This is a genomic window from Mesorhizobium sp. M0496 (assembly GCF_040321205.1).
In the GTDB taxonomy this organism is placed as follows: domain Bacteria; phylum Pseudomonadota; class Alphaproteobacteria; order Rhizobiales; family Rhizobiaceae; genus Mesorhizobium.
In genome coordinates this window covers 1-22,442 of sequence record NZ_JAMYRC010000037.1, presented here as the reverse complement: position 1 = coordinate 22,442, position 22,442 = coordinate 1, and the positions used below count along the sequence as shown (strand labels likewise).

Below are 22,442 nucleotides of genomic sequence, written 5' to 3'. Positions count from 1 at the left end.
ATGTCCGCGTTCTCCTCCGAACGCGGACTCAAGCACCGCAATCATGGAAAAAATGACAGAAAGCGCTCGCCAAAGGCAGCGCGTCTTTGGGATTATGACTTTGGTATTAGGTGCGCTGCGGGATGAAGCCGAACGAGCGGTGGAACCGTCAGCCCTTGAGCGCTTCGAGCAGGCTGGCGGCAGCCATCATGTCGCGCTTGCGGGCCGCGCGGCGCGCGACTGCCTCCGCATCCTGCCCCCAATGCTCGATCTGCCAGTCCTCGTCGACATGGCCGGCAGCCCAGGCGCCCTCGGCGTCGAGCTCGCCGAAATCGACAGCCAGCGCCAGCAGCGCGGAGCCGGTCAGCGAGGTCATCACATGGATGGCGGCGAGCCGCAGCGGTTCGGCGCGCTGGGCAAGATGGATGCCCAGCACGGCGATAGTTTCGCGCGGCTGCTCGACGTGGATGATGCCTTCGGCGAGATTGAACCTTGCGCCGAGGCTGCCGCGCGCCCAATCGAGGACCGGGTCCCAATGCTCGTTCTGCCGTTCCACCAGCCCTTGCGGCGCCTCGGCGCGGTAGCAGAGCAGATCGGACGAGGCAAAGCGCAGGATGTCTTCCAGCACCGCCTGCGGATCGCTGGCGACGCCGTCGATGGCGGTGTTGACGAGGCGCATCACCGGCATCGTCACCGGATCGATGGTCTCGCCCTGGGCGGCGAACTCGTCGGCGACGAGCGCAGCCGCGGCCTCGGTCGGCAGCGCCAGCAGCGCCTTGCCCGGCGTGCGCACCGGCTTGCCGTCGAGATGCACTGCAAAGCCGCCTTCCACCGGCGCGACCGAGACGGTCTTGTAGAAGCGCTTCGGCAGAGGTGTCTTCATCTGGATCTGGGCGCGGCGCATCGGATCCGGGTCGGAAAGATGCTTGCCCGCTTCGAGGTCGTTGAGGATATCACGCATAGAAGGTCTCTCTCACACCGGCACGATCTTGCGCGCCGGCCGGTTGACGATGATCAGGCCGGCGGCAATCAAGCCAAGTGCCAGGAAAATGCGCATGGTCAGCGGCTCATTCAAGAACATGGCGCCGCACAAAACGCCGAAAACCGGCGACAGGAAGGTAAAACTGGACAGGCCTGACGCCGGATAGCGCCGCAGCAGCCAGAACCACAGCACATAGGTGAAGGCGACGATGTAGAACGCCTGGAACAGCAGAGCCAAAGTCGGCAGCACGGTCGGGTCGCGAACGGGCGGCCCGGCGAGAGGCAGCACCAATATGCCAACGATTGCAGCACCGGCGAGCTGATAGAGCAAGAGCTTTTCAGCACTCGCCTCGACCAGCTTCGACCGCTTAATGAGGATGTTGGTCAAAGCCCAGAAAAATCCGGAGCCGAGGCTCAGGAGATCGCCGAACAGCATATCCCCGCCACCGCCAAGCTTATCGGAAAACACCGCGGCAAGGCCGGCAAAAGCCAGTAGCAGGCCGAGGAACTTGCGCAGGGTGATCTGTTCGCCGAGCAGGAAATGGCCGCCGAGCAGCATCCAGAACGGCATCGTGTTGACCAGCAGCGTGTTGCGGGCGACGGTCGTATGCTCCAGGCCGACATAGAGGCAGAGGAACTCGATGCCGAAAAGCGCGCCCACGGCTATGCCCGCGCGCAATGTCCCGTCGCGCGTGAAAAGCGCGATGCCGCGCCACCGACACCAGGCGAAGACACACAACCCGCCGATGATCGAGCGCGCGATCGACAGGAAGACCGGGTCGTAGCCGGCGTAGGAGATCTTGGCGGCGACATAGTTCAACCCCCAGGAAAAGGTCAGGCCCACCATGATGGCGGCGGCGGCCATGTCGACCGTGTCGCGGCGATCGAGCGCGTCGGTTGCGCCGCTCAAAGTCAATCCTCCGCGCTGGCGTCGTCGAAGCCGATCAGGTTCCAGCTCTGGCGCATATGCGGCGGCATTGGCGCGGTGACATCGATGACGCCCTTGTCGGGATGCGGAATGATGATGCGGCGCGCATGCAGATGCAGGCGGTTTTGAATGCCGCCTGGAAAATCCCAGTTGGTATCGGCCTCGAAATATTTCGGATCGCCCAGGATCGGGCAGCCGATGTAAGCGGCATGGACGCGAAGCTGGTGGGTACGGCCGGTATAGGGCTCCATTTCCAGCCAGGTCATCGTCTGCGCTGCCTGTTCGATGATGCGGTAATAGGAAACGGCGTGGTCGGCCCCCTTCTCACCATGCGCGGCGACGCGGACGCGGTCACCGTCAGGCGTCGGCTCCTTGATCAGCCAGGTCGAGATCTTGTCCTCGCGCTTGGGCGGCACGCCCTTGACCAGCGCCCAGTACGTCTTCTTGGTCTCACGGGCGCGAAACGCTTCCGCGAGTTTCATGGCGGCAAGCCGGGTGCGGGCGACCACTAGGACACCCGAGGTGTCGCGGTCGAGCCGATGCACCAGGCGCGGCTTCTCGCCCTTCTGGTTGCGCCAGGCTTCCAGCATGTCGTCGACATTGCGGGTGACGCCGGAGCCACCCTGCACGGCAAGGCCTGCCGGCTTGTTGAAGACGAAGACCTTGGGGTCCTCATGGATCAGCATTTTCGCCAGGACATCGGCATCGCCCTGGTTGCGGATCGAGTGACCGGTCAGCGCGCTCTCGCCCTTCCTGTCCACCTCGAGCGGCGGGACGCGCACCATCTGGCCGGGCTCGACACGCGTATCGGCCTTGACCCGGCCGCCATCGACGCGGATCTGGCCGGAGCGCAGCAGCTTCTGCAGATGGCCGAAACCAAGGCCCGGGAAATGGGTCTTGAACCAGCGATCGAGCCGCATGCCCGCCTCGCCGGCCTCCACCGTGATCTGTTCAACGCCTGCCATATCTTTTCGCTTATCCGTTTCCCGGCAGGGCTCGGCCCTGCTCTCGGCGCGGCAATAGCATTATGAAACGGTTCTTGCGAGCCAAAGTCCCAGAAACAGGGCGATAATGGCGCCAATGACGCTGGCAAGCGCGTAACCAAACGCCGGCAGCGTGGCTCCTCGCTCCCACAGCGTCGCGAAATCGAGCGAGAACGCGGAGAAAGTGGTGAAGCCGCCCAGAATACCGGTGGCGACGAACAGCCTAAGTTCGTTCGATCCGCCGCGGCGCGCCAGGATGGCGATGAACAGCCCCATGGCGAAGGAGCCGACGATGTTGATGGCCATTGTGCCCCAGGGATAGTTGGGGCCGACAAGGCGCAGCGCGCCTGTGTTGGTGAGGTGACGAATACCGGCGCCGATGCCGCCACCGACCATAACGAGAAGCAGATTCAACATGATCGGTACTGTCCCCGGGCTATTTAAATGCAGCCGGTGCCGCCAGCTGCATTGAGCAGTTGCCCTGCTCAGGTCGTCTCGGTCTTCTTCGCCTTGGTCGAACCGATCATCTTCCAGTTCTTGTAGAACATGGAATTGATGCGCTCGACGCTCACCGAGACGATGGCGAGCATGGCCGCGATCAGGCCGGGAACAGGGGACGGACGGATGATGTCCATGAACACGCAGTAGCGGCGGCCGTCATACTCGTTGACCGAGCGATGCAGCAGCGTGTCGTCGAAGATGAACAGTGGATTGTCGTACCAGTAATTCTTGACGTTGCCGCACTCGACGAAAATCTCCGATTTCACCGGGATCAGATTGTAGAGAATGCGCAGGCTGAGCCGCAGTGGGCCGAAGTGCCAGGAGGTCGATTCGCGCTTGCTGAAGACGGAAACGGCGATGGTCTTGATGTATTTGAAATCCTTGTTGAACTCGGCGACGTTGTCGATTTTGTGCTTGCCGTACCACTGGTAGACATACATGCCGCGCCGGCCGGCGCCGAAATTGGCGTCGATGTCGGCGATGATCTCGTCCTTGCGCGCCTTGAAGATGTCCAGGACCTCATTGACCTCGCGCTGATAGTCGGCGGGAAACTGCTCCAGCTTCCAGACGCCCGGATTTCTGTAGCACAGCAGGTCGACCAGCAGATTGAACGGCGAAAGCAGCCAGGTGAACAGGCCGTTGCCGAGGAAGTAACCGCTGAACAGCGATAAATCCTTGCGGTCGTTGCGCAGCACGTCGATGAGGCCGCAAACGATGAAGATCGTTGTCAGGATGGGAATGAAATAAAAGCCAAGGGCGAGAAGCGGGATGGCAATAGCGAATTTGCGAAGGGATTTGCGAAGGGTTTTTGTCATTTTTCCACGCGCGAAGCGCAATCCTGTTGCGAATGAGGTGCCCAAATCACGGCAACGACCACCGCCCGGTCGTGCGCCTTGATAAGGTTTTTTGGGTCACCACACAACGGCCGTGGTATCGCGGCCGGCTGGCTGCCTGATGAAGCCTGCCGGTATCAGGTCAATGCACTGCCGGCAGGCCAAGCTCGTCCCATTTTTCCCTGGGAACCAGGCGGAAATGCCCCAGGGCAAAGCCTCGTTTCGGAGCGTGACGACGACCGGGTCACGCAAGCCTGCTATTCCCGCTCTTTGCGCAGCTTCGCCCAATAATCGAGCCGCTTCCTGATATCGCGCTCGAAGCCGCGCTCGGGCGGATCATAGAAGGTCTGGCGGCCCATCTTCTCCGGAAAATAGTCCTGCCCCGAAAAGGCATCCGGCTCGTCATGGTCGTAACGATAGCCGGCGCCGTAGTCCTCCTCTTTCATCAGCTTGGTCGGCGCATTGAGGATGTGCTTGGGCGGCAGCAGCGAGCCGTGTTCTTTCGCGGCCCGCGTGGCAGCCTTGAATGCGGTGTAGACGGCGTTGGATTTGGGCGCGGTGGCGAGATAGACCGTGGCCTCGGCAAAGGCGAGCTCGCCCTCGGGCGAGCCCAGATAGTCGTAAGCGTCCTTGGCGGCATTGGCGACGACCAGCGCCTGCGGATCGGCAAGGCCGATGTCTTCCATGGCCATGCGCACTAGCCGCCGGCCGAGATAGAGCGGATCCTCGCCGGCATCGAACATGCGCGCAAGATAATAGAGAGCTGCATCGGGGTCCGAGCCACGCACCGATTTGTGCAGCGCCGAGATCAGATTGTAATGGCCGTCCTGGCCCTTGTCGTAAATCGGCGCACGGCGCTGGACGATGCGTTGCAAGCCCTCGGGATCGAAGACCTCGCCGGGCTTTGCCGCCCGCCAGACCTCTTCGGCGAGCGTCAGCGACGCGCGGCCGTCGCCATCGCTCATGCGGATGAGCATCGTTCGTGCTTCGTCGTCGAGCGGCAGCGCCCTGCCCTCGGTTTCCTCGGCCCGCGCCATCAGCTTGGCGATGCTCTCCTCGCCCAATGAATGGAAGACCAGAACGCGCGCGCGCGACAGCAGAGCGGCATTCAGCTCGAAGGACGGGTTTTCGGTTGTGGCTCCGACGAGCACGACCGTGCCGTCCTCCATGACAGGGAGGAAACTGTCCTGCTGGGCGCGGTTGAAGCGATGGATCTCGTCGACGAACAGCAAGGTCTGGCGGCCGTTGGCACGGCGCAGCTTGGCTGCTTCGAACACCTTTTTCAGATCGGCGACGCCGGAAAAGACCGCCGATATCTGCTCGAAGGCCAAGCTGGTCTCGCCGGCCAGCAATCGCGCCACCGTGGTCTTGCCGGTGCCCGGCGGCCCCCAGAAGATCATCGAGCCGAGCGAGCCGGACCCGATCAGCCGGGTCAGCGCGCCGTCGGGGCCGGTCAGATGTTCCTGGCCGACGACTTCGCCAAGGTTTCTCGGCCGCAGCCTGTCGGCCAGCGGCCGCCCGGGCGACGCCTTTTCCGGTTCATCGACGCTGAACAGATCGGCCATGCACTTCTTTTTCGCTGGAGCATGAGCCCGAAGGGACCTGCTCTAATAACGCAACACCTGACGCAGTATCTGCCCGCCGCGCTCGACGGTAAAGCGCCACCAGCGCGTATCCGTCTTGGCCGCCAGCTCCAAGGTAGCCGCGGTATCGATGGTGGTGCCGTTCACTTCGCGCACGATGTCGCCCGGCTGGAAACCGAAATCGGCGGCCGGCGAATCGCGGTTGATGTCGACCACGGTGACGCCCTTCATATCTGTGCGCAGGCCAAGCCGCTGGGCGAGCCGGGGCGACAGTTCCGCGACCTTGGCGCCTGAGAACGGGCTGCGGCCATGCAGGGTCACTTCGGCAGCCTTCATGCCTTCCGGAGCGCGCTCCAGCGCGATGTCCATCGCCGCCTGCTGACCCTTGGTCAGAACCGCGAAATTGGCGGTGGTGCCGATCGACAGCGTCGCCATCCGGTAGTCCAGCGCCTCGATGCTCTCGACCGGTTTACCGTTGAGCTGCAGCACGACGTCGCCGGGCTTGAGCCCCGCCTTGGCGGCCGGTCCGGTCGCCTCGACGGACGAGACCAGTGCACCGGTCGGCTTCTCCATGCCGAGCGATTCGGCAATCTGCGGCGTCACCGCTTCGAACTCGGCGCCGACATAGGGCCGCTCGAAGAAGTCGAGCCCGGCCTTGGCGGCGTCGGCAAAGGCGCGAACCATGTTCGAGGGAATGGCGAAGCCAATGCCGATCGAACCACCACCGCGGCTGTAGATGGCCGTGTTGATGCCGACCAGCTGGCCGCCCATGTTGATCAGCGCGCCGCCGGAATTGCCGGGGTTGATGGCAGCGTCGGTCTGGATGAAGAAACTGGAATCCGACACGCCGATATGGCTGCGGGCAAGCGCCGAGACGATGCCGCTGGTGGTAGTCTGGCCGACGCCGAAGGGATTGCCGATGGCCAGCAGCAGATCGCCGACCTCGAGCGCGTCGGAATCGCCAATGGCAATCACCGGAAACGGCTTGTCCGAGGTGATCTTGAGCACGGCAAGATCGAACGTCTCGTCCTTCAGCAGCACCTTGCTGTCGAATTCACGCCCGTCCGCGGTCGCCACCTTGACCTGATCGGCATCCTTGATGACGTGGTAATTGGTGACCACGACGCCGGTCGGATCGACCAGCACGCCGGAGCCGAGCGACGACTGCGCACGTGGCTGCGAGCGGCCGAAGAATTCCTCGAAGAACGGATCGCCGTCGAAAGGCGACGTCACCTTGGCGGTCTGCGAGGCATAGACATTGACCACGGCCGGCGCCGTCTGCTTGACCAGCGGCGCAAACGACAGTTGTACTTCCTCGCGGCCGAACGGCACGCGCTTGTCGGGACCGGAGGTGGCGTTCTCGCCTTCGACCCCGTGCAACAGGTCGGTCAGCACGTCGGACAGGCCGGGATCGGTCTTGGTCTCCTCGGCCAATGCCTGCCTGACCACCGGTGCGGCCGCAAACGCCATCATGGCGAAGAGCAGAACAAGGGACAGTCGGTTGGCGCGCATTCACGAATCCTCCAAGGCGAGTTCGGGGGCATTGTCCCGACGATTGTGCAAAATGAAAGGCTAAGCCGCCGAAATCCGATTATTTTGGGCAGAGACCCCCGGTTTCGGCCGCGAGATCGGCTTTGAGCGCCCGCTATTGCTTCCCAGAAAACCAAAAAGGGGCCCGAAGGCCCCTTTGAAATCATTTGGAAAAACCGAGCCTTATGCGGCTGCGGCGTCCGCTTCGGTGCCTTCGGCTTCGATGCGGGCGCGGTCGCCGGCGCCCTTGGCCGAAATGTCGCGATCGACGAACTCGATGACGGCCATGGCGGCATTGTCACCGTGGCGGAAGCCCGCCTTCATGATGCGCAGATAGCCGCCATTGCGGGTGGCGTAGCGCGGGGCGATGGTGTCGAACAGGCGCTTGACGACGCCCTCATTGCCGATCTGCGCGATCACCTGGCGGCGGGCGTGCAGGTCGCCGCGCTTGCCGAGCGTCACCAGCTTCTCGACGATCGGACGCAAATCCTTCGCCTTCGGCAGGGTGGTGACGATCTGCTCATGCTCGAGCAGCGACACGGCGAGGTTGGCGAACATCGACTTGCGATGGCTAATGCTTCGGGCGAAGCGACGGCCTTTGAAACCGTGGCGCATGGCTCTTTTCCTTCTTCAGTTGTTCAGGAGGCCGAGGCCCCTGATGGTTTTCCGCATGACCGTCGGATCGAGCGGCCCACGCCGCCGATCCTTGGAATTCATGCTCAATATTGATCTTCGTAACGCTTGGCGAGGTCTTCGATGTTTTCCGGCGGCCAATCCGGCACTTCCATGCCGAGGTGCAGGCCCATCGCCGCCAGGACTTCCTTGATCTCGTTCAGCGACTTGCGGCCGAAGTTCGGAGTGCGCAGCATCTCGGCTTCCGTCTTCTGGATCAGGTCGCCGATATAGACGATGTTGTCGTTCTTCAGGCAGTTGGCCGAACGCACCGAAAGCTCGAGCTCGTCGACCTTCTTGAGCAGCGCCGGGTTGAAGGCGAGCTCGGTGACGGCCTCGGTGGCGACTTCCTTCTGCGGCTCGTCGAAGTTGACGAACAGGCCAAGCTGGTCCTGCAGGATGCGGGCGGCGAAAGCCACCGCGTCCTCGCCGGTGATCGAACCGTCGGTCTCGATGGTCATGGTCAGCTTGTCATAGTCGAGAACCTGGCCCTCGCGGGTGTTCTCGACCTTGTACGAAACCTTCTTGACCGGCGAATAGAGGCTGTCGACCGGGATGAGGCCGATCGGCGCGTCTTCGGCGCGGTTGCGGTCGGCCGGCACGTAACCCTTGCCGGTGTCGACGGTGAATTCCATGCGGATTTCAGCGCCCTCGTCCAGCGTGCAGATGACGTGGTCGGGGTTGAGGATCTCGACGTCGCCAACCGTCTGGATGTCGCCGGCGAGAACCGCACCAGGTCCCTGCTTGCGAACGACCATGCGCTTGGGGCCGTCGCCTTCCATGCGGATGGCGATTTCCTTGATGTTCAAGACGATGTCGGTCACGTCCTCGCGCACACCGGCGATGGACGAGAATTCATGCAGAACACCGTCGATCTGCACGGCGGTAACAGCCGCACCGCGCAGCGAAGACAAAAGCACGCGACGCAGCGCGTTGCCCAGCGTCAGGCCAAAGCCACGCTCGAGCGGCTCGGCGACCAGCGTGGTCAGCGTCTTCTTCTTCGACGAGAACTCGATCTTGTTCGGCTTGATCAGTTCCTGCCAATTTTTCTGGATCATGATGCTTTCCTTCCGTTGACCCGCCACCATCCAATCGTGGCGGGCGACCTGGAATGCCGTGGAGGAGCGCCCCAAGGGCGCTCGCGCGACGTTCGGTAAATTGCTTAGACGCGACGCTTCTTGCGCGGGCGGCAGCCATTGTGCGGGATCGGCGTCACATCACGGATCGAGGTGATGGTGAAGCCGGCCGCCTGCAGGGCGCGCAGTGCCGATTCACGACCGGAGCCGGGTCCGCAGACCTCGACTTCGAGCATGCGCATGCCGTGTTCCTGGGCCTTCTTGGCAACGTCTTCGGCAGCCATCTGGGCAGCGAACGGGGTCGACTTGCGCGAACCCTTGAAGCCCTGGGCACCGGCCGACGACCAGGCAATCGAATTGCCCTGCGCGTCGGTGATGGTGATCATCGTGTTGTTGAAGGTCGAATTGACGTGGGCAACGCCCGACGAGATGTTCTTGCGTTCGCGACGGCGAACACGAGCGGCTTCCTTGGCCATGATAGTCCTTTCAGTTGATCTCTACACCGCCGTAATGCCAGCGGCTCCACCTTCGTAAGGGAGTAGGGAAATAGGGCAGTAAGGGAGTAGGGGAAAAGTGCGACCCGATTGCGGGCATTCCCTACTGCCTTACTCCCCTACTCCCCTATTCCCCTAAAAAATTACTTCTTTTTGCCGGCGATCGACTTGGCCGGGCCCTTGCGGGTGCGCGCATTGGTATGCGTGCGCTGGCCGCGGACCGGCAGCGAGCGGCGGTGACGCAGGCCGCGGTAGCAGCCGAGGTCCATGAGCCGCTTGATGTTCATCGAGACTTCGCGGCGCAGGTCACCCTCGACCTGATAATCGCGATCGATCGCCTCGCGGATCTGCAGCACTTCCGCGTCGGTGAGCTGGTTGACGCGACGCTCGGCCGGGATGCCGACCTTGTCGACGATCTCCTGGGCGAACTTCTTGCCAATGCCGTGAATGTACTGAAGCGCAATGACGACGCGCTTGTTGGTCGGAATGTTGACGCCGGCTATACGAGCCATATTCTTCTCTTCTCCATGTGGGCCGGCCAACCTTCTAAAAAGGCAGGCCCGGCGCTAAGTTGCCCCGCGTCCGGTGGAGGCCGGCCCATGCGGGAGTTTCCAGTTCAAAGCGGCTGCCTTGCCCTTGCGGACAAGCAAAGCCAATACCTGATAGGAAGACGGGCCGCCATACCGCAGCGAACCGCTTCCGTCAAGTGCAATCGTTAATTTCCCCGCGCTGCGTCCTTGAGCACCGCTTCGATCTGCTCCGTCACGGCATCGATATCGGCCATGCCGTCGACACTCCGGAGCTTGCCCTTGGCGTAGTAGTAGCCAATCAGCGGCGACGTCTTCTTGTAGTACTCTCGCAGACGCTCCTCGAACACGGCCGGATTGTCGTCCTTGCGAACGGGCAGACCGGCGGCCTGCGCCTCGTCAGCGCGCTTGACTATCCGGCCGACAAGCGCCTTGTCGTCGACGACAAGTTCGACGACGGCGTCGAGGCCCTGGGAGCGATCCGAAAGCATCTGCTCAACCGCGTCCGCCTGCACCAGGGTCCGCGGATATCCGTCGAGGATGAACCCGTTGGCACAGTCGGCCTGATCGATACGCTCGGCGACGATCGCGTTGACGATGGCGTCGGACACCAGCTCACCGGCATCCATCACCGCCTTGGCCCGCTTGCCGACTTCGGTGCCAGCCTGGACGGCAGCACGCAACATGTCGCCCGTCGAAAGCTGGGGTATGCCGTGTTTTTCTACCAGTCTTTGTGCTTGTGTCCCCTTGCCCGCTCCTGGCGGCCCAAGCAATATCAACCTCATCTGGCTTTCTTCCCCCCGCGCAGCTTCGACTTCTTGATCAGGCCTTCATACTGGTGCGCAATCAGGTGACCCTGAATCTGCGCAACCGTATCGAGCGTGACACTGACCACGATCAGAAGCGATGTGCCACCAAGGTAGAATGGCACGCCAGTCGCCGAGATCAGGAACTCCGGCAGCAGGCACACCAGCACCAGATAGATGGCGCCGACGACGGTGATGCGGGTGAGAACGTAATCGATATAATCGGCTGTGCGCTCGCCCGGACGATAGCCCGGGATGAAGCCCGAATGCTTCTTGAGCTGGTCGGCTGTGTCCTTCGGGTTGAAGACAATCGCAGTGTAGAAGAAGGCGAAGAACACGATCATCGCCGCATAGAACAGCATGTAGAGCGGCTGGCCATGGCCGAGCGAGGCGAGCACGGTGCTAGCCCAGGCCGGCATGTTGGTCGTCTGCGAGAAGCCGGCGACGGTGGCCGGCAGCAGCAGCAGCGACGAGGCGAAGATCGGCGGAATGACGCCCGACGTGTTGAGCTTCAGCGGCAGATGCGAGGTATCGCCCTGGAACATGCGGTTGCCGACCTGGCGCTTCGGATACTGGATCAGCAAGCGGCGCTGGGCGCGCTCGAAGAACACGATCAAGGCGATGACGACGATGGCGAGCACGATGATCGCCAGGATCAGGCCGGTCGACAGCGCGCCGGTGCGGCCAAGCTCCAGCGTGCCGGAGATGGCGTGCGGCAGGCCGGCGACGATGCCGGAGAAGATGATCAGCGAAATGCCGTTGCCGATGCCGCGGGCGGTGATCTGCTCGCCGAGCCACATCAGGAACATCGTGCCGCCGACCAGCGTCACGACGGTCGAGATACGGAAGAACATGCCGGGATCGCTGACGATGCCGTTGCCGCCTTCCAGACCGACCGAAATGCCATAGGCCTGAACCAGCGCAAGCAGCACGGTGCCGTAGCGCGTGTATTGGTTGATGACCTTGCGGCCCTGTTCGCCTTCCTTCTTCAGCGCTTCCAGCGACGGGATGACCGAAGTCATCAGCTGCATGATGATGGAGGCGGAGATGTAAGGCATGATGCCGAGCGCAAAGATCGCCATGCGCTGTACGGCGCCACCGGCGAACATGTTGAACATGCCCAGCACGCCCTTGCTCTGCGAGGAGAAGGCCTGGGCGAAGGCGTCGGGATTGATGCCGGGAAGCGGAATATAGGTGCCGAGGCGATAGACGAGCAGCGCGCCGATCGTGAACCAGATGCGTTTCTTCAGATCCTCCGCTTTGGCGAAGGCCGAGAAATTCAGATTCGAGGCTAATTGTTCAGCAGCCGAAGCCATGCCTGATTCTCCGCTTGGTAACGCTTGATGGCCCTGAGGTCAGGCGGTGCGTTTCACCGAAGCTCACGAGATAAGCTCCGGGCTCTAAACATGCAAGCGGCCGCGTCGACGCGGCCGCCTAAATTGCGCAGATCAAAGCGCAATCGTGAGCAAAAAATGGATCCCACTCTTGCCGATCGCGCTTCAAATCGCCGTTACTCGGCAGCTGCCTTTTCCGGCAGTTTGACCGAGCCGCCGGCCTTTTCGATCTTCTCGATCGCGGCCTTGGAGGCACCGGCAACGTCAAAGGCGAGCTTCGCCTTGATCTCGCCGTCCGAGAGGATGCGCACGCCGTCCTTGACGCGGCGGATAACGCCGGCGGCAACCAGCGATTCAGCCGTCACGGTTGCCTTGGCGTCGAGCTTCTTGGCGTCGATGGCCACCTGGATGCGGGCCAGCGACACGACGGTGAAGCTCTTGGCGAAGATGTTGTTGAAGCCACGCTTCGGCAGGCGCCGGTAGAGCGGCATCTGGCCACCCTCGAAGCCGTTGATGGCAACGCCGGAGCGCGCCTTCTGGCCCTTGACGCCGCGACCGCCGGTCTTGCCGGAGCCTGAGCCGATACCACGGCCGAGACGCTTCTTGGAGTGCGTCGCGCCGTCATTGTCACGCAGATCGTTGAGTTTCATCTGAGTTCTCCTGCGCTCTGGCTCAGCCCTCGTCCACGACGCGGACGAGATGCTGGACGGCAGCGATCATGCCGCGCACGGAGGGCGTATCTTCCAGCGTGCGCTGCTTGTGCATCTTGTTGAGGCCGAGGCCGACCAGCGTCGCGCGCTGTTCCTTCGGACGGCGGATCGGCGAACCGATCTGCTCAACGGTGATGGTCTTGGTTGCTTTCTTGGCCATGGTCAAAATCCCTGGTCAGATCGACTATTCTTCAGCCGCAACGGCGGTGCCGCGGCGGGCCTGAAGGGTCGAATACTTGATGCCGCGAGCAGCAGCCACATCCTTGGGATGCATCTGGCTCTTCAGCGCGTCGAAGGTGGCGCGAACCATGTTGTAGGGGTTCGACGAACCCATCGACTTGGCGACCACGTCATGCATGCCGAGCGTCTCGAAGACAGCGCGCATCGGGCCACCGGCGATGATGCCGGTACCTTGCTTGGCAGCGCGCAGCAGCACGCGTCCGGCGCCCCAGCGTCCTTCGACGTCGTGATGCAGCGTACGGCCCGAGCGCAGCGGCACGAAGATCATGTCGCGCTTGGCCGATTCAGTTGCCTTGCGGATGGCTTCCGGAACTTCGCGCGCCTTGCCGTGACCAAAGCCGACGCGGCCCTTCTGGTCGCCGACGACGACGAGTGCTGCAAAACCGAAGCGACGGCCGCCCTTGACGACCTTGGCGACGCGGTTGATGTGGACGAGCTTGTCCACCATGCCGTCATCGCGTTCTTCACGATCGCGGCCGCGGCCGCCATCCCTACGTTCCTGTGCCATATCCTGTTCCTTGTTTTTTTCCGGAAGCACGGTTGCTGATAAGATCCGGTGCCTCTGTGGGTCACCGGGGCGAAAGTCATTCCCTTCGCATAATCTTTATCCGAAAAGTCTGCAACTTTTCGGGATCATGCTTAGAAGCTCAAGCCACCTTCACGGGCAGCCTCGGCGAGCGCCTTGACGCGGCCGTGATAGATGTAGGCGCCGCGGTCGAAGACGACTTCCTTGACACCAGCCTTGGTGGCGCGTTCGGCGATCAGCTTGCCGATCGCAGCGGCGGCTGCGGTATCGGCGCCGGTCTTGAGCGAACCCTTGAAGTCCTTCTCAAGCGTCGAAGCCGCAGCGATGGTATGGCCCTTGGCGTCGTCGATGACCTGCACGTAGATATTCTTCGACGTGCGGTGGACCGACAGACGCGGACGCTCGCCGGCGACCTTCTTGATCTGACGGCGGACGCGCTGCGCGCGGCGCTGCGTGGATTCCTTGGTACCCATGATGGTCTTCCTTGCCTTCAAAAAACGGGGGCCGCCATATGCGGTAGGCGAAAGCGCCTCCCGCGACCGCTCCCCGCGGCGTTGATTTGCAGTGAATGGTGAATGGAAAAATGGTGAACGGTAGAAGCGGAGTGCCACCCGGCCCCTGCTCTATCCTACTGCCATTTCATCATTCACCATTCACCATTCACGACTACTTCTTCTTGCCTTCCTTGCGGACGATCTTCTCGCCAGCGTAACGGACGCCCTTGCCCTTGTAAGGCTCGGGGCCGCGATATTCGCGGATCTCGGCCGCAACCTGGCCGACCTGCTGCTTGTCGATGCCGGCCACGGTGATTTCAGTCGGCTTCGGCACCGTGATGGTGATGCCCTGCGGCGTCTCGTAGACGACGTCATGGCTGAAGCCAAGTGCCAGCTGAAGGTTCTTGCCCTGAAGTGCCGCGCGATAGCCGACGCCGGTGATCTCGAGCTTCTTCTCGAAACCGTCCTTGACGCCCTGCAGGATGTTGACGATCTGCGTGCGCGACATGCCCCACTTGGAGCGGGCGGCCTTGGTCTGGTCGCGCGGCTGGACAGCGATCTCGCTGCCTTCCATCTTGACCAGCACTTCGTCGTTCACCACGAACTTCAGCTCACCCTTGGGGCCCTTCGCCGTCACGGTCTGGCCGTTGACGGTCGCGGTCACGCCCTGCGGCAGCGAAACGGGTTTCTTTCCAATACGAGACATTTTGTTGTCCTCGTCACTTCTCTTGTTTCAGGTCTCTGTCTTCGGGCATGATCCCGAAGACCGGATTCCGATTTTCCCGGTCACACGCCAGATCAGAAGATCTGGCAGAGGATTTCACCGCCGACGTTCTGTTCACGTGCTTCATGGTCGGCCATCACGCCCTTCGGTGTCGAAAGGATGGCGATGCCGAGGCCGTTGGCGACCTGCGGAATCGACTTGGCCGAAACATAGACGCGACGGCCTGGCTTCGAGACGCGGGCGATTTCGCGCACGACCGGCGCGCCGTCGAAATACTTCAGCTCGATCTCGATTTCGGACTTGCCGTTGTCGAAGTCGGTCTGGCTGTAATCGCGGATATAGCCTTCAGCCTTCAGCACGTCGAGGACGCGGGTGCGCAGACGCGAGGCCGGCGTCGAAACGCTCGACTTCTTGCGGCCATACGCGTTGCGGATGCGGGTCAGCATATCGCCGAGAGGATCGCTCAATGACATGTTATGTCCTCCTTACCAGCTCGACTTGACCAGGCCCGGGATCTGGCCGTTGTTGCCGAGATCACGAAGCGCGATGCGCGATACTTTGAGCTTGCGATAGTAGGCGCGCGGACGGCCGGTGACTTCGCAGCGGTTGCGGATGCGGATCTTGGCCGAGTTGCGCGGCAGGGCAGCAAGCTTCAGCTGAGCGCGGAAGCGCTCTTCCATCGGCTTGGACTGATCCATGATGATCGCCTTGAGGGCAGCCCGCTTGGGACCGTACTGGTCGGCAAGCTTGCGGCGCCTGTTGTTCTTCTCGACTGAGCTGGTCTTTGCCATTTCAGATTTTTCCTTTTCTCGCTGCCGTTACTGGCGGAAGGGGAAGTTGAAGGCCTTGAGCAATGCCCTGGCTTCGTCGTCCGTCTTCGCAGTCGTACAAACGATGACGTCCATGCCCCAGATCTGATCAACCTTGTCGTAGTTGATCTCCGGGAACACGATGTGTTCCTTGATGCCCATGGCGTAGTTGCCACGGCCATCGAAGCTCTTCGGATTCAGTCCGCGGAAGTCGCGGACGCGCGGCAGTGCGATGTTCACGAGGCGGTCGAGGAACTCGTACATGCGTTCCTTGCGCAGCGTGACCTTGGCGCCGATCGGCATCTTCTCGCGGACCTTGAAGCCGGCGATCGAGTTGCGGGCGCGGGTGACGACGGCCTTCTGGCCGGCGATCATCGCCAGGTCTTCGGCCGCGATCGAAGGCTTCTTCGAATCGGCGGTCGCTTCGCCAACGCCCATGTTCAGCACGATCTTGTCGATGCGCGGAACCTGCATCTCGTTGTCGTAGCCGAACTGTTCCTGCAGCGCCTTGCGGATGGTCTCGTTGTAGACCTGCTTGAGGCGCGGCGTGTTCTGGGCCTTGGACTGTTTGCTTTCAGCCTTGGGCTTCGTGGTTTGAGCCTTAGCCATTGATGACTTCTCCCGAGCGCTTGGCGACGCGCACCTTCTTGCCGTCCTTCTGGAAGATGAAACCGACGCGGGTCGGCTTGCCATCCTTGGGGTCGGCCAGCGCGATGTTCGACAGCTGGATCGGCGCTTCCTTGGTGATGATCCCGCCCTCTTGGGACTGGGACTGCTTCTGGTGACGACGGATCATGTTGACGCCGCGCACCAGCGCGGTGTCTTCCTTCGGCTGTACCGAGAGGACTTCGCCCGAACGGCCCTTGTCCTTGCCGGCCAGCACGACGACCTTGTCGCCTTTTCTAATCTTTTGCATTGGTCCGGCTCCTTACAGCACTTCAGGCGCGAGCGAGATGATCTTCATGTGGTTCTTGGCGCGGAGTTCGCGCGGAACCGGTCCGAAGATACGCGTGCCGATCGGCTCTTTCTTGTTGTCGACGAGAACGGCCGCGTTCTTGTCGAAACGGATCACGCTGCCGTCCGGGCGGCGGATGTCCTTGGCCGTGCGAACCACGACCGCCTTCATCACATCGCCCTTCTTCACGCGGCCGCGCGGGATGGCTTCCTTGATCGACACCACGATGATGTCGCCCACGGAAGCGTATTTCCGCTTCGAGCCGCCCAGCACCTTGATGCACATGACACGACGGGCGCCGGAATTATCCGCGACGTCGAGGTTTGTTTGCATCTGAATCATGACTGGCCGCCTTCTTCTTTTCTAACGGGACAGGCTCAAAGCCCCTCCCCGGTCTGTCCAAAATTCGTTGTTTACGCCCGAGGTCAGGCTTGGTCCGAAGACACGACGATCCAGCGCTTATCCTTGGAAATCGGCTTCGATTCCTGGATGAACACCTGATCGCCTACCTTGTGGGCGTTGTTCTCGTCGTGCGCCTTGTACTTCTTGGTCATGCGCACGGTCTTCTTCATCACGGGATGCGTGAAGCGCCGTTCGACCTTGACGACAACCGTCTTCTCGTTCTTGTCGCTGACGACGGTGCCCTGCAGAATGCGCTTTGGCATGGTTTTCGTCCTTAAGCCTTCTTAGCCGCGGACTTTTCCGCAGCGATGGTCTTGATACGCGCAATATCCTTACGGACCTGTCTCACGCGCGCGGTCTTCTCGAGCTGGCCGGTGGCCTTCTGGAAGCGCAGGTTGAACTGCTCCTTCTTCAGGCTGGCCAGGTCGTCGGTCAGCTGGTCCTGGGTCTTGGTCCGGATGTCTTCGGCTTTCATGATCAGCCCGTCCTTATTCTGCGATGCGCTGCACGAAGCGCGTCTTGACCGAGAGCTTGGCCGCGCCGAGACGCAGTGCCTCACGGGCGGTTTCTTCGTTGACGCCGTCGATCTCGAACATGATGCGGCCCGGCTTGACGCGCGCCGCCCAGTAATCGACCGCACCCTTGCCCTTACCCATGCGGACTTCGGTCGGCTTCGAAGTGACCGGCACGTCCGGGAAAATACGGATCCAGACGCGACCGGCGCGCTTCATTTCACGTGTGATCGCGCGGCGGGCCGCCTCGATCTCACGCGCGGTGACGCGGTTCGGCTCAAGCGCCTTCAGCCCGAAACCACCGAAATCCAGATTGGTGCCGCCCTTTGCGGTACCATGGATACGGCCCTTGAACTGCTTGCGGAACTTTGTGCGCTTTGGCTGCAGCATCGTTCTAACTCCAAATTCCTAAATGTCTCAGGCGTTTTCGCGACGACGACCGCGTTCGCGATCACCACCACCGCCATGCGCTGCATCGCTTTCGCTGGCCCGACGCTCCGAAGCCATCGGGTCATGCTCAAGGATCTCGCCCTTGAACACCCAGACCTTGACGCCGCAGATGCCATAAGCGGTGTGCGCTTCGGCCGTGCCGTAGTCGACGTCCGCACGCAGCGTATGCAGCGGCACGCGACCTTCGCGATACCATTCCATACGCGCGATCTCGGCACCGCCGAGACGGCCGGCGCAGTTGATGCGGATGCCTTCGGCACCGAGGCGCATCGCCGACTGAACGGCACGCTTCATGGCGCGGCGGAAGGCGATACGACGCTCGAGCTGCTGGGCGATCGACTGGGCGACCAGGGTCGCGTCGATTTCCGGCTTGCGCACTTCAACGATGTTGAGGTGCGTCTCGGACTTCGTCATCTCCATCAGCTTCTTGCGAAGCTTCTCGATGTCGGCGCCCTTCTTGCCGATAATCAGACCCGGGCGCGCGGCATGGATGGTGACGCGGCACTTCTTGTGCGGACGCTCGATGACGACCTTCGAGATGGCAGCCTGCTTGAGCTCCTTCTCAAGATACTTGCGGATCTTGATGTCCTCATGCAGCAGCTTGCCGTACTCGCCGGTGTTCGCGAACCAGCGCGAATCCCAGGTGCGGTTGATGCCGAGGCGAAGACCGATCGGATTGACTTTCTGGCCCATTATGCGGCCTCCCCTTTTTCTTCGACTTCACGAACGACGATCGTGAGGTGCGAGAACGGCTTCTCGATACGGCTGGCGCGACCACGGCCACGGGCATGGAACCGCTTCATGACGACCGACTTGCCGACATAGGCTTCCGCCACGATCAGTGCATCGACGTCCAGGTCGTGGTTGTTTTCCGCGTTGGCGATTGCCGATTCCAGCGTCTTCTTGACCGTGCCGGAAATCCGCTTGGCCGAGAATTCGAGATCGGAAAGCGCTGTCGCGACCTTCTTGCCGCGGATCAGCGCGGCAACCAGGTTCAGCTTCTGCGGGCTGATACGGATCGTGCGCAACACGGCGCGCGCTTCGTTATCAGCAAGCCTGCGCGGAGCTTTGGCCTTGCCCATGATTATTTCCTCTTCGCCTTCTTATCCGCGCCGTGACCGTAATAGGTCCGGGTCGGAGCGAATTCACCGAACTTGTGACCGACCATGTCCTCGTTCACCGAGACGGGAACATGCTTCTGGCCGTTGTAGACACCGAAGGTGAAGCCGACAAACTGCGGCAGGATGGTGGAGCGACGGCTCCACATCTTGATCACCTCATTGCGACCACCTTCACGAACCTTGTCCACCTTCTTGAGAAGGTAGCCGTCAATGAAGGGGCCTTTCCAAATCGAACGAGTCACTTGGCGTTACCTCTTCTTAGCTCTTGCGCTGATGGCGCGAGCGCAGGATGAACTTGTCGGTCGCCTTGTTGGACCGCGTCTTCTTGCCCTTGGTCGGCTTGCCCCAAGGCGAAACCGGATGGCGGCCACCCGAGGTGCGGCCTTCGCCGCCGCCGTGCGGATGGTCGACCGGGTTCATGGTCACGCCGCGATTGTGCGGACGCTTGCCACGCCAGACCGTGCGACCGGCCTTGCCGTCATTGATGTTGCCGTGGTCCGGATTGGACACGGCGCCGACAGTGGCCATGCAGGAGCCGTGAACGACACGCTGCTCGCCCGAGTTGAGGCGCAGGATCGCCATGCCCTGGTCACGACCGACCAGCTGGCCATAGCCACCTGCCGAACGGGCGACCTGAGCGCCCTTGCCCGGCTTCAGCTCGATGTTGTGGACGATGGTGCCGACCGGCATCGAAGCCAGCGGCATCGCATTGCCCGGCTTCACGTCGACCGCTTCGCCGGACACGATCTTGTCGCCGGGAGCCAGACGCTGCGGAGCGATGATGTAGGACAGCTCGCCATCGTCATACTTGATCAGCGCGATGAAGGCGGTGCGGTTCGGATCGTATTCAATGCGCTCGACCGTGCCAACGACGTCGAACTTGCGGCGCTTGAAGTCGATGATGCGGTACGAACGCTTATGACCACCGCCGATGAAGCGGGCGGTGATGCGGCCATGGTTGTTGCGACCGCCCGACTTGGTCAGGCCTTCGGTCAGACCCTTGACGGGCTTGCCCTTGTAGAGGCCCGAGCGGTCGACGATGACCAGCTGACGGGTGCTGGGCGTTACCGGGTTGAATTTTTTCAGTGCCATGTTTCTGTCCTCGCGGCCTTGCTCAGAGACCCGTCGCGACGTCGATCGACTGGCCATCGGCCAGCGTCACAATCGCCTTCTTGACGTCGCTCTGGCGGCCAACCGTGCCACGGAAGCGCTTGATCTTGCCCTTGCGGACAAGCGTGTTCACGGCCATCACCTTGACGCCGAACAGCGCTTCGACGGCGGCCTTGATTTCCGGCTTCGACGCCTTCTTGGCGACGTTGAAGACGACCTGGTTGTTCTCGGAGGCCATGGTCGACTTTTCGGTGATCGCCGGCGAGACGATCACGTCGTAGTGACGAAGGTCGGTCATTTAAAGCGCTCCTCGAGAGCCTCGACGGCGGCCTTCGAAAGGACCAGCGTGCCGCGGCGTAGAATGTCGTAGACGTTGATGCCCTGGATGGGCAGTACGTCGATGTTCGGGATGTTCGTCGCCGCGAGCTTGAAATTCTTGTCAAGCTCGGCACCGCCGATCAACAGGGCATTGGTCAGGCCCAGCGTCGCGAAATTCGCGATCAGCGCCTTCGTCTTGGCCTCGGTCAGCTTCAGCTCGTCGATGATGATGATCGACGCGCTCTTGGCTTTGGCCGAGAGAGCATGCTTGAGGCCAAGCGCACGAACCTTCTTCGGCAATTCGTGCTCGTGGCTGCGAACGACCGGGCCGTGAGCCTTGCCGCCGCCGCGGAACTGCGGAGCGCGTGCCGAATGGTGACGGGCGCGGCCCGTACCCTTCTGCTTGTACATCTTGGCGCCGGTGCGCGCGATCTCGGCGCGGCCCTTGGTCTTGTGCGTGCCCTGCTGCTTCTTGGCAAGCTGCCAGCGCACGACGCGCTGCAGGATGTCTTCGCGCGGATCAAGGCCGAAAATCTCCTCGGAGAGTTTCACCTTGCCGGCGTCCTTGCCGCCAAGCGTTGTGATCTTGAGATCCATTATTCCGCTCCCTCTGTGGCCGGAGCCTCGTTCTTAGCAGCTGCCGCAACGGCGCGGATCGCGGCGGGCTTCGGCGCATTGGCCGGCAGTGCCACCTTGGCCGCATCGCGGACCAGGATCCAGGCGCCCTTCGATCCGGGAACCGCACCGCGGATCAGGATCAGGCCACGGTCGGCGTCGGTAGAGACGATCTCGACATTCTGCGTGGTGACGCGGGTGTCGCCCATGTGGCCAGCCATATTCTTGCCCTTGAACACCTTACCCGGGTCCTGGCGCTGGCCGGTCGAACCGTGCGAACGGTGCGAAACCGAGTTACCGTGCGTGGCGCGGCCACCGCCCATGTGGTGACGCTTGATGACGCCCTGAAAACCCTTGCCGATCGTCGTGCCCGTCACATCGACCTTCTGGCCGGGGACGAAATGCTCGACGGTGATCTCGGCGCCGACATCGATCATGTTGTCGGCGGAGACGCGAAACTCGGCGACCTTCGCCTTCGGCTCGACGGAAGCGGTCGCGAAATGACCGCGCAACGCCTTCGACGTGTTCTTCACCTTGGCCAGGCCAACGCCGAGCTGAACGGCGGTGTAGCCATTCTTCTCTTGCGTACGTTGGGCCACGACCTGGCAGTTCTCCATCAGGAGAACGGTGACGGGAACATGTTCCCCGGCATCGTTGTAGATGCGGGTCATTCCCACCTTCTTTGCAATCACACCTGAACGCATCGGTTCAATTCCTTTAGAGTTCCGGGCCAGGGGCACCGCCCCTTACCGCGCTCTCATTCCCTTAGAGCTTGATCTCGACGTCGACGCCGGCGGCCAGATCGAGCTTCATCAAAGCATCGACCGTCTGCGGGGTCGGATCGACGATGTCGAGCAGACGCTTGTGCGTGCGCATCTCGAACTGCTCGCGGCTCTTCTTGTCGACGTGAGGCGACCGGTTGACCGTGAACTTTTCGATCCGCGTCGGCAGCGGAATGGGGCCGCGGACGTTGGCACCGGTGCGCTTGGCCGTCGACACGATTTCCTTCGTCGAGGCGTCGAGCACGCGGTGGTCAAACGCCTTCAGGCGGATGCGGATATTCTGTCCGTTCATGCGTCACTTCCTTGTTCTGGCGCGGCGCGGGCAGCGCCCGCGACAGATCGGTTTAAGTCCAAATTACTCTTTGATGGTGACGACGATGCCGGCACCGACGGTGCGGCCGCCTTCACGGATAGCGAAGCGCAGCTTCTCTTCCATGGCGATCGGCA

Annotated in this window: 35 protein-coding genes; all 35 read right to left on the bottom strand. The window is 62.0% G+C overall.

Going from position 1 to position 22,442, the window contains the following annotated elements; all coding sequences use genetic code 11:
* Window positions 1–148: 148 nt before the first annotated feature.
* Window positions 149–940: an ATP12 family chaperone protein gene (locus NKI73_RS25645; protein ID WP_352633716.1), complete on the bottom strand. Its 792-nt coding sequence runs from the start codon at window positions 938–940 to the stop codon at window positions 149–151.
* A gap of 12 nt (window positions 941–952) precedes the next feature.
* A complete protein-coding gene (locus tag NKI73_RS25640; protein ID WP_352633775.1) occupies window positions 953–1,825 on the bottom strand; it encodes a DMT family transporter in 873 nt (290 codons plus the stop codon).
* Window positions 1,826–1,872: 47 nt separating this feature from the next.
* Window positions 1,873–2,853 (bottom strand): RluA family pseudouridine synthase, encoded by a 981-nt coding sequence (locus tag NKI73_RS25635; RefSeq protein ID WP_352633714.1) that lies wholly within the window; start codon window positions 2,851–2,853, stop codon window positions 1,873–1,875.
* Window positions 2,854–2,913: 60 nt separating this feature from the next.
* A complete protein-coding gene (crcB, locus tag NKI73_RS25630; protein ID WP_352633712.1) occupies window positions 2,914–3,288 on the bottom strand; it encodes a fluoride efflux transporter CrcB in 375 nt (124 codons plus the stop codon).
* A gap of 68 nt (window positions 3,289–3,356) precedes the next feature.
* Window positions 3,357–4,187, bottom strand: coding sequence for an aspartyl/asparaginyl beta-hydroxylase domain-containing protein (locus tag NKI73_RS25625; RefSeq protein ID WP_352633710.1), 831 nt, complete (start codon window positions 4,185–4,187; stop codon window positions 3,357–3,359).
* 275 nt (window positions 4,188–4,462) lie between these two features.
* A complete protein-coding gene (locus tag NKI73_RS25620) occupies window positions 4,463–5,770 on the bottom strand; it encodes a replication-associated recombination protein A (RefSeq protein WP_352633709.1) in 1,308 nt (435 codons plus the stop codon).
* A 42-nt stretch (window positions 5,771–5,812) separates the two neighbouring features.
* Entirely contained in the window at window positions 5,813–7,300 is a 1,488-nt protein-coding gene (locus NKI73_RS25615) for a Do family serine endopeptidase (RefSeq protein WP_352633707.1), read from the bottom strand.
* 201 nt (window positions 7,301–7,501) lie between these two features.
* The gene (rplQ, locus tag NKI73_RS25610; RefSeq protein ID WP_352633706.1) at window positions 7,502–7,933 is read right to left on the bottom strand and encodes a 50S ribosomal protein L17; all 432 of its coding nucleotides are present in this window, start codon (window positions 7,931–7,933) and stop codon (window positions 7,502–7,504) included.
* 104 nt (window positions 7,934–8,037) lie between these two features.
* On the bottom strand, window positions 8,038–9,048 hold the full coding sequence (locus NKI73_RS25605) for a DNA-directed RNA polymerase subunit alpha (protein WP_352487615.1): 1,011 nt from the start codon (window positions 9,046–9,048) through the stop codon (window positions 8,038–8,040).
* A gap of 104 nt (window positions 9,049–9,152) precedes the next feature.
* Window positions 9,153–9,542 carry a 30S ribosomal protein S11 gene (gene rpsK, locus NKI73_RS25600; protein WP_006205444.1) on the bottom strand — a complete coding sequence of 130 codons (390 nt, stop codon included), beginning with the start codon at window positions 9,540–9,542 and terminating at the stop codon, window positions 9,153–9,155.
* Between the two features lie 161 nt (window positions 9,543–9,703).
* Entirely contained in the window at window positions 9,704–10,072 is a 369-nt protein-coding gene (rpsM, locus tag NKI73_RS25595) for a 30S ribosomal protein S13 (protein WP_023757968.1), read from the bottom strand.
* A 203-nt stretch (window positions 10,073–10,275) separates the two neighbouring features.
* The gene (locus NKI73_RS25590; protein WP_352633703.1) at window positions 10,276–10,872 is read right to left on the bottom strand and encodes an adenylate kinase; all 597 of its coding nucleotides are present in this window, start codon (window positions 10,870–10,872) and stop codon (window positions 10,276–10,278) included.
* On the bottom strand, window positions 10,869–12,209 hold the full coding sequence (gene secY, locus NKI73_RS25585) for a preprotein translocase subunit SecY (RefSeq protein ID WP_056588610.1): 1,341 nt from the start codon (window positions 12,207–12,209) through the stop codon (window positions 10,869–10,871). The genes NKI73_RS25590 and secY overlap by 4 nt, the downstream gene beginning before the upstream one ends.
* A 194-nt stretch (window positions 12,210–12,403) precedes the next feature.
* A complete protein-coding gene (gene rplO, locus NKI73_RS25580) occupies window positions 12,404–12,877 on the bottom strand; it encodes a 50S ribosomal protein L15 (RefSeq protein WP_352633702.1) in 474 nt (157 codons plus the stop codon).
* 22 nt (window positions 12,878–12,899) lie between these two features.
* Window positions 12,900–13,097: a 50S ribosomal protein L30 gene (gene rpmD / locus NKI73_RS25575; protein ID WP_006205449.1), complete on the bottom strand. Its 198-nt coding sequence runs from the start codon at window positions 13,095–13,097 to the stop codon at window positions 12,900–12,902.
* Window positions 13,098–13,121: 24 nt separating this feature from the next.
* Window positions 13,122–13,685: a 30S ribosomal protein S5 gene (gene rpsE / locus NKI73_RS25570; protein ID WP_006333394.1), complete on the bottom strand. Its 564-nt coding sequence runs from the start codon at window positions 13,683–13,685 to the stop codon at window positions 13,122–13,124.
* Between the two features lie 131 nt (window positions 13,686–13,816).
* The gene (gene rplR / locus NKI73_RS25565; RefSeq protein ID WP_352633700.1) at window positions 13,817–14,176 is read right to left on the bottom strand and encodes a 50S ribosomal protein L18; all 360 of its coding nucleotides are present in this window, start codon (window positions 14,174–14,176) and stop codon (window positions 13,817–13,819) included.
* Between the two features lie 193 nt (window positions 14,177–14,369).
* Entirely contained in the window at window positions 14,370–14,903 is a 534-nt protein-coding gene (gene rplF / locus NKI73_RS25560; protein WP_352633698.1) for a 50S ribosomal protein L6, read from the bottom strand.
* A gap of 92 nt (window positions 14,904–14,995) precedes the next feature.
* Window positions 14,996–15,394 carry a 30S ribosomal protein S8 gene (gene rpsH, locus NKI73_RS25555; protein WP_013531431.1) on the bottom strand — a complete coding sequence of 133 codons (399 nt, stop codon included), beginning with the start codon at window positions 15,392–15,394 and terminating at the stop codon, window positions 14,996–14,998.
* A gap of 12 nt (window positions 15,395–15,406) precedes the next feature.
* Window positions 15,407–15,712, bottom strand: coding sequence for a 30S ribosomal protein S14 (gene rpsN, locus NKI73_RS25550; RefSeq protein ID WP_010909282.1), 306 nt, complete (start codon window positions 15,710–15,712; stop codon window positions 15,407–15,409).
* 27 nt (window positions 15,713–15,739) lie between these two features.
* Window positions 15,740–16,339, bottom strand: a complete 600-nt coding sequence (rplE, locus tag NKI73_RS25545) for a 50S ribosomal protein L5 (RefSeq protein WP_013531429.1) — start codon at window positions 16,337–16,339, stop codon at window positions 15,740–15,742.
* The gene (gene rplX, locus NKI73_RS25540) at window positions 16,332–16,646 is read right to left on the bottom strand and encodes a 50S ribosomal protein L24 (protein ID WP_013531428.1); all 315 of its coding nucleotides are present in this window, start codon (window positions 16,644–16,646) and stop codon (window positions 16,332–16,334) included. Before rplX ends, rplE begins: the two co-directional genes overlap by 8 nt.
* A 12-nt stretch (window positions 16,647–16,658) precedes the next feature.
* Window positions 16,659–17,027, bottom strand: a complete 369-nt coding sequence (gene rplN / locus NKI73_RS25535; RefSeq protein ID WP_006205457.1) for a 50S ribosomal protein L14 — start codon at window positions 17,025–17,027, stop codon at window positions 16,659–16,661.
* A gap of 83 nt (window positions 17,028–17,110) precedes the next feature.
* Entirely contained in the window at window positions 17,111–17,350 is a 240-nt protein-coding gene (gene rpsQ, locus NKI73_RS25530) for a 30S ribosomal protein S17 (RefSeq protein ID WP_010909280.1), read from the bottom strand.
* A gap of 11 nt (window positions 17,351–17,361) precedes the next feature.
* A complete protein-coding gene (rpmC, locus tag NKI73_RS25525; RefSeq protein WP_006205459.1) occupies window positions 17,362–17,562 on the bottom strand; it encodes a 50S ribosomal protein L29 in 201 nt (66 codons plus the stop codon).
* A gap of 13 nt (window positions 17,563–17,575) precedes the next feature.
* Window positions 17,576–17,989 carry a 50S ribosomal protein L16 gene (gene rplP, locus NKI73_RS25520; RefSeq protein ID WP_013531427.1) on the bottom strand — a complete coding sequence of 138 codons (414 nt, stop codon included), beginning with the start codon at window positions 17,987–17,989 and terminating at the stop codon, window positions 17,576–17,578.
* A 27-nt stretch (window positions 17,990–18,016) separates the two neighbouring features.
* The gene (gene rpsC / locus NKI73_RS25515) at window positions 18,017–18,742 is read right to left on the bottom strand and encodes a 30S ribosomal protein S3 (RefSeq protein ID WP_013531426.1); all 726 of its coding nucleotides are present in this window, start codon (window positions 18,740–18,742) and stop codon (window positions 18,017–18,019) included.
* Window positions 18,742–19,131 carry a 50S ribosomal protein L22 gene (rplV, locus tag NKI73_RS25510; RefSeq protein ID WP_352633695.1) on the bottom strand — a complete coding sequence of 130 codons (390 nt, stop codon included), beginning with the start codon at window positions 19,129–19,131 and terminating at the stop codon, window positions 18,742–18,744. Before rplV ends, rpsC begins: the two co-directional genes overlap by 1 nt.
* A 2-nt stretch (window positions 19,132–19,133) precedes the next feature.
* Complete coding sequence (gene rpsS / locus NKI73_RS25505; RefSeq protein WP_006205463.1) at window positions 19,134–19,412, bottom strand: 30S ribosomal protein S19; 279 nt, start codon at window positions 19,410–19,412, stop codon at window positions 19,134–19,136.
* Window positions 19,413–19,428: 16 nt separating this feature from the next.
* Entirely contained in the window at window positions 19,429–20,262 is an 834-nt protein-coding gene (gene rplB, locus NKI73_RS25500; RefSeq protein ID WP_027026960.1) for a 50S ribosomal protein L2, read from the bottom strand.
* Between the two features lie 22 nt (window positions 20,263–20,284).
* On the bottom strand, window positions 20,285–20,578 hold the full coding sequence (locus NKI73_RS25495) for a 50S ribosomal protein L23 (RefSeq protein WP_027028839.1): 294 nt from the start codon (window positions 20,576–20,578) through the stop codon (window positions 20,285–20,287).
* On the bottom strand, window positions 20,575–21,195 hold the full coding sequence (gene rplD / locus NKI73_RS25490; protein WP_352633693.1) for a 50S ribosomal protein L4: 621 nt from the start codon (window positions 21,193–21,195) through the stop codon (window positions 20,575–20,577). The genes NKI73_RS25495 and rplD overlap by 4 nt, the downstream gene beginning before the upstream one ends.
* The gene (gene rplC / locus NKI73_RS25485; protein WP_352633691.1) at window positions 21,195–21,917 is read right to left on the bottom strand and encodes a 50S ribosomal protein L3; all 723 of its coding nucleotides are present in this window, start codon (window positions 21,915–21,917) and stop codon (window positions 21,195–21,197) included. Before rplC ends, rplD begins: the two co-directional genes overlap by 1 nt.
* A gap of 61 nt (window positions 21,918–21,978) precedes the next feature.
* On the bottom strand, window positions 21,979–22,287 hold the full coding sequence (gene rpsJ, locus NKI73_RS25480; protein WP_010909272.1) for a 30S ribosomal protein S10: 309 nt from the start codon (window positions 22,285–22,287) through the stop codon (window positions 21,979–21,981).
* A 63-nt stretch (window positions 22,288–22,350) separates the two neighbouring features.
* The coding region (locus NKI73_RS25475) for an EF-Tu C-terminal domain-related protein (RefSeq protein ID WP_023785181.1) at window positions 22,351–22,442 on the bottom strand (92 nt) is incomplete at its 5' end.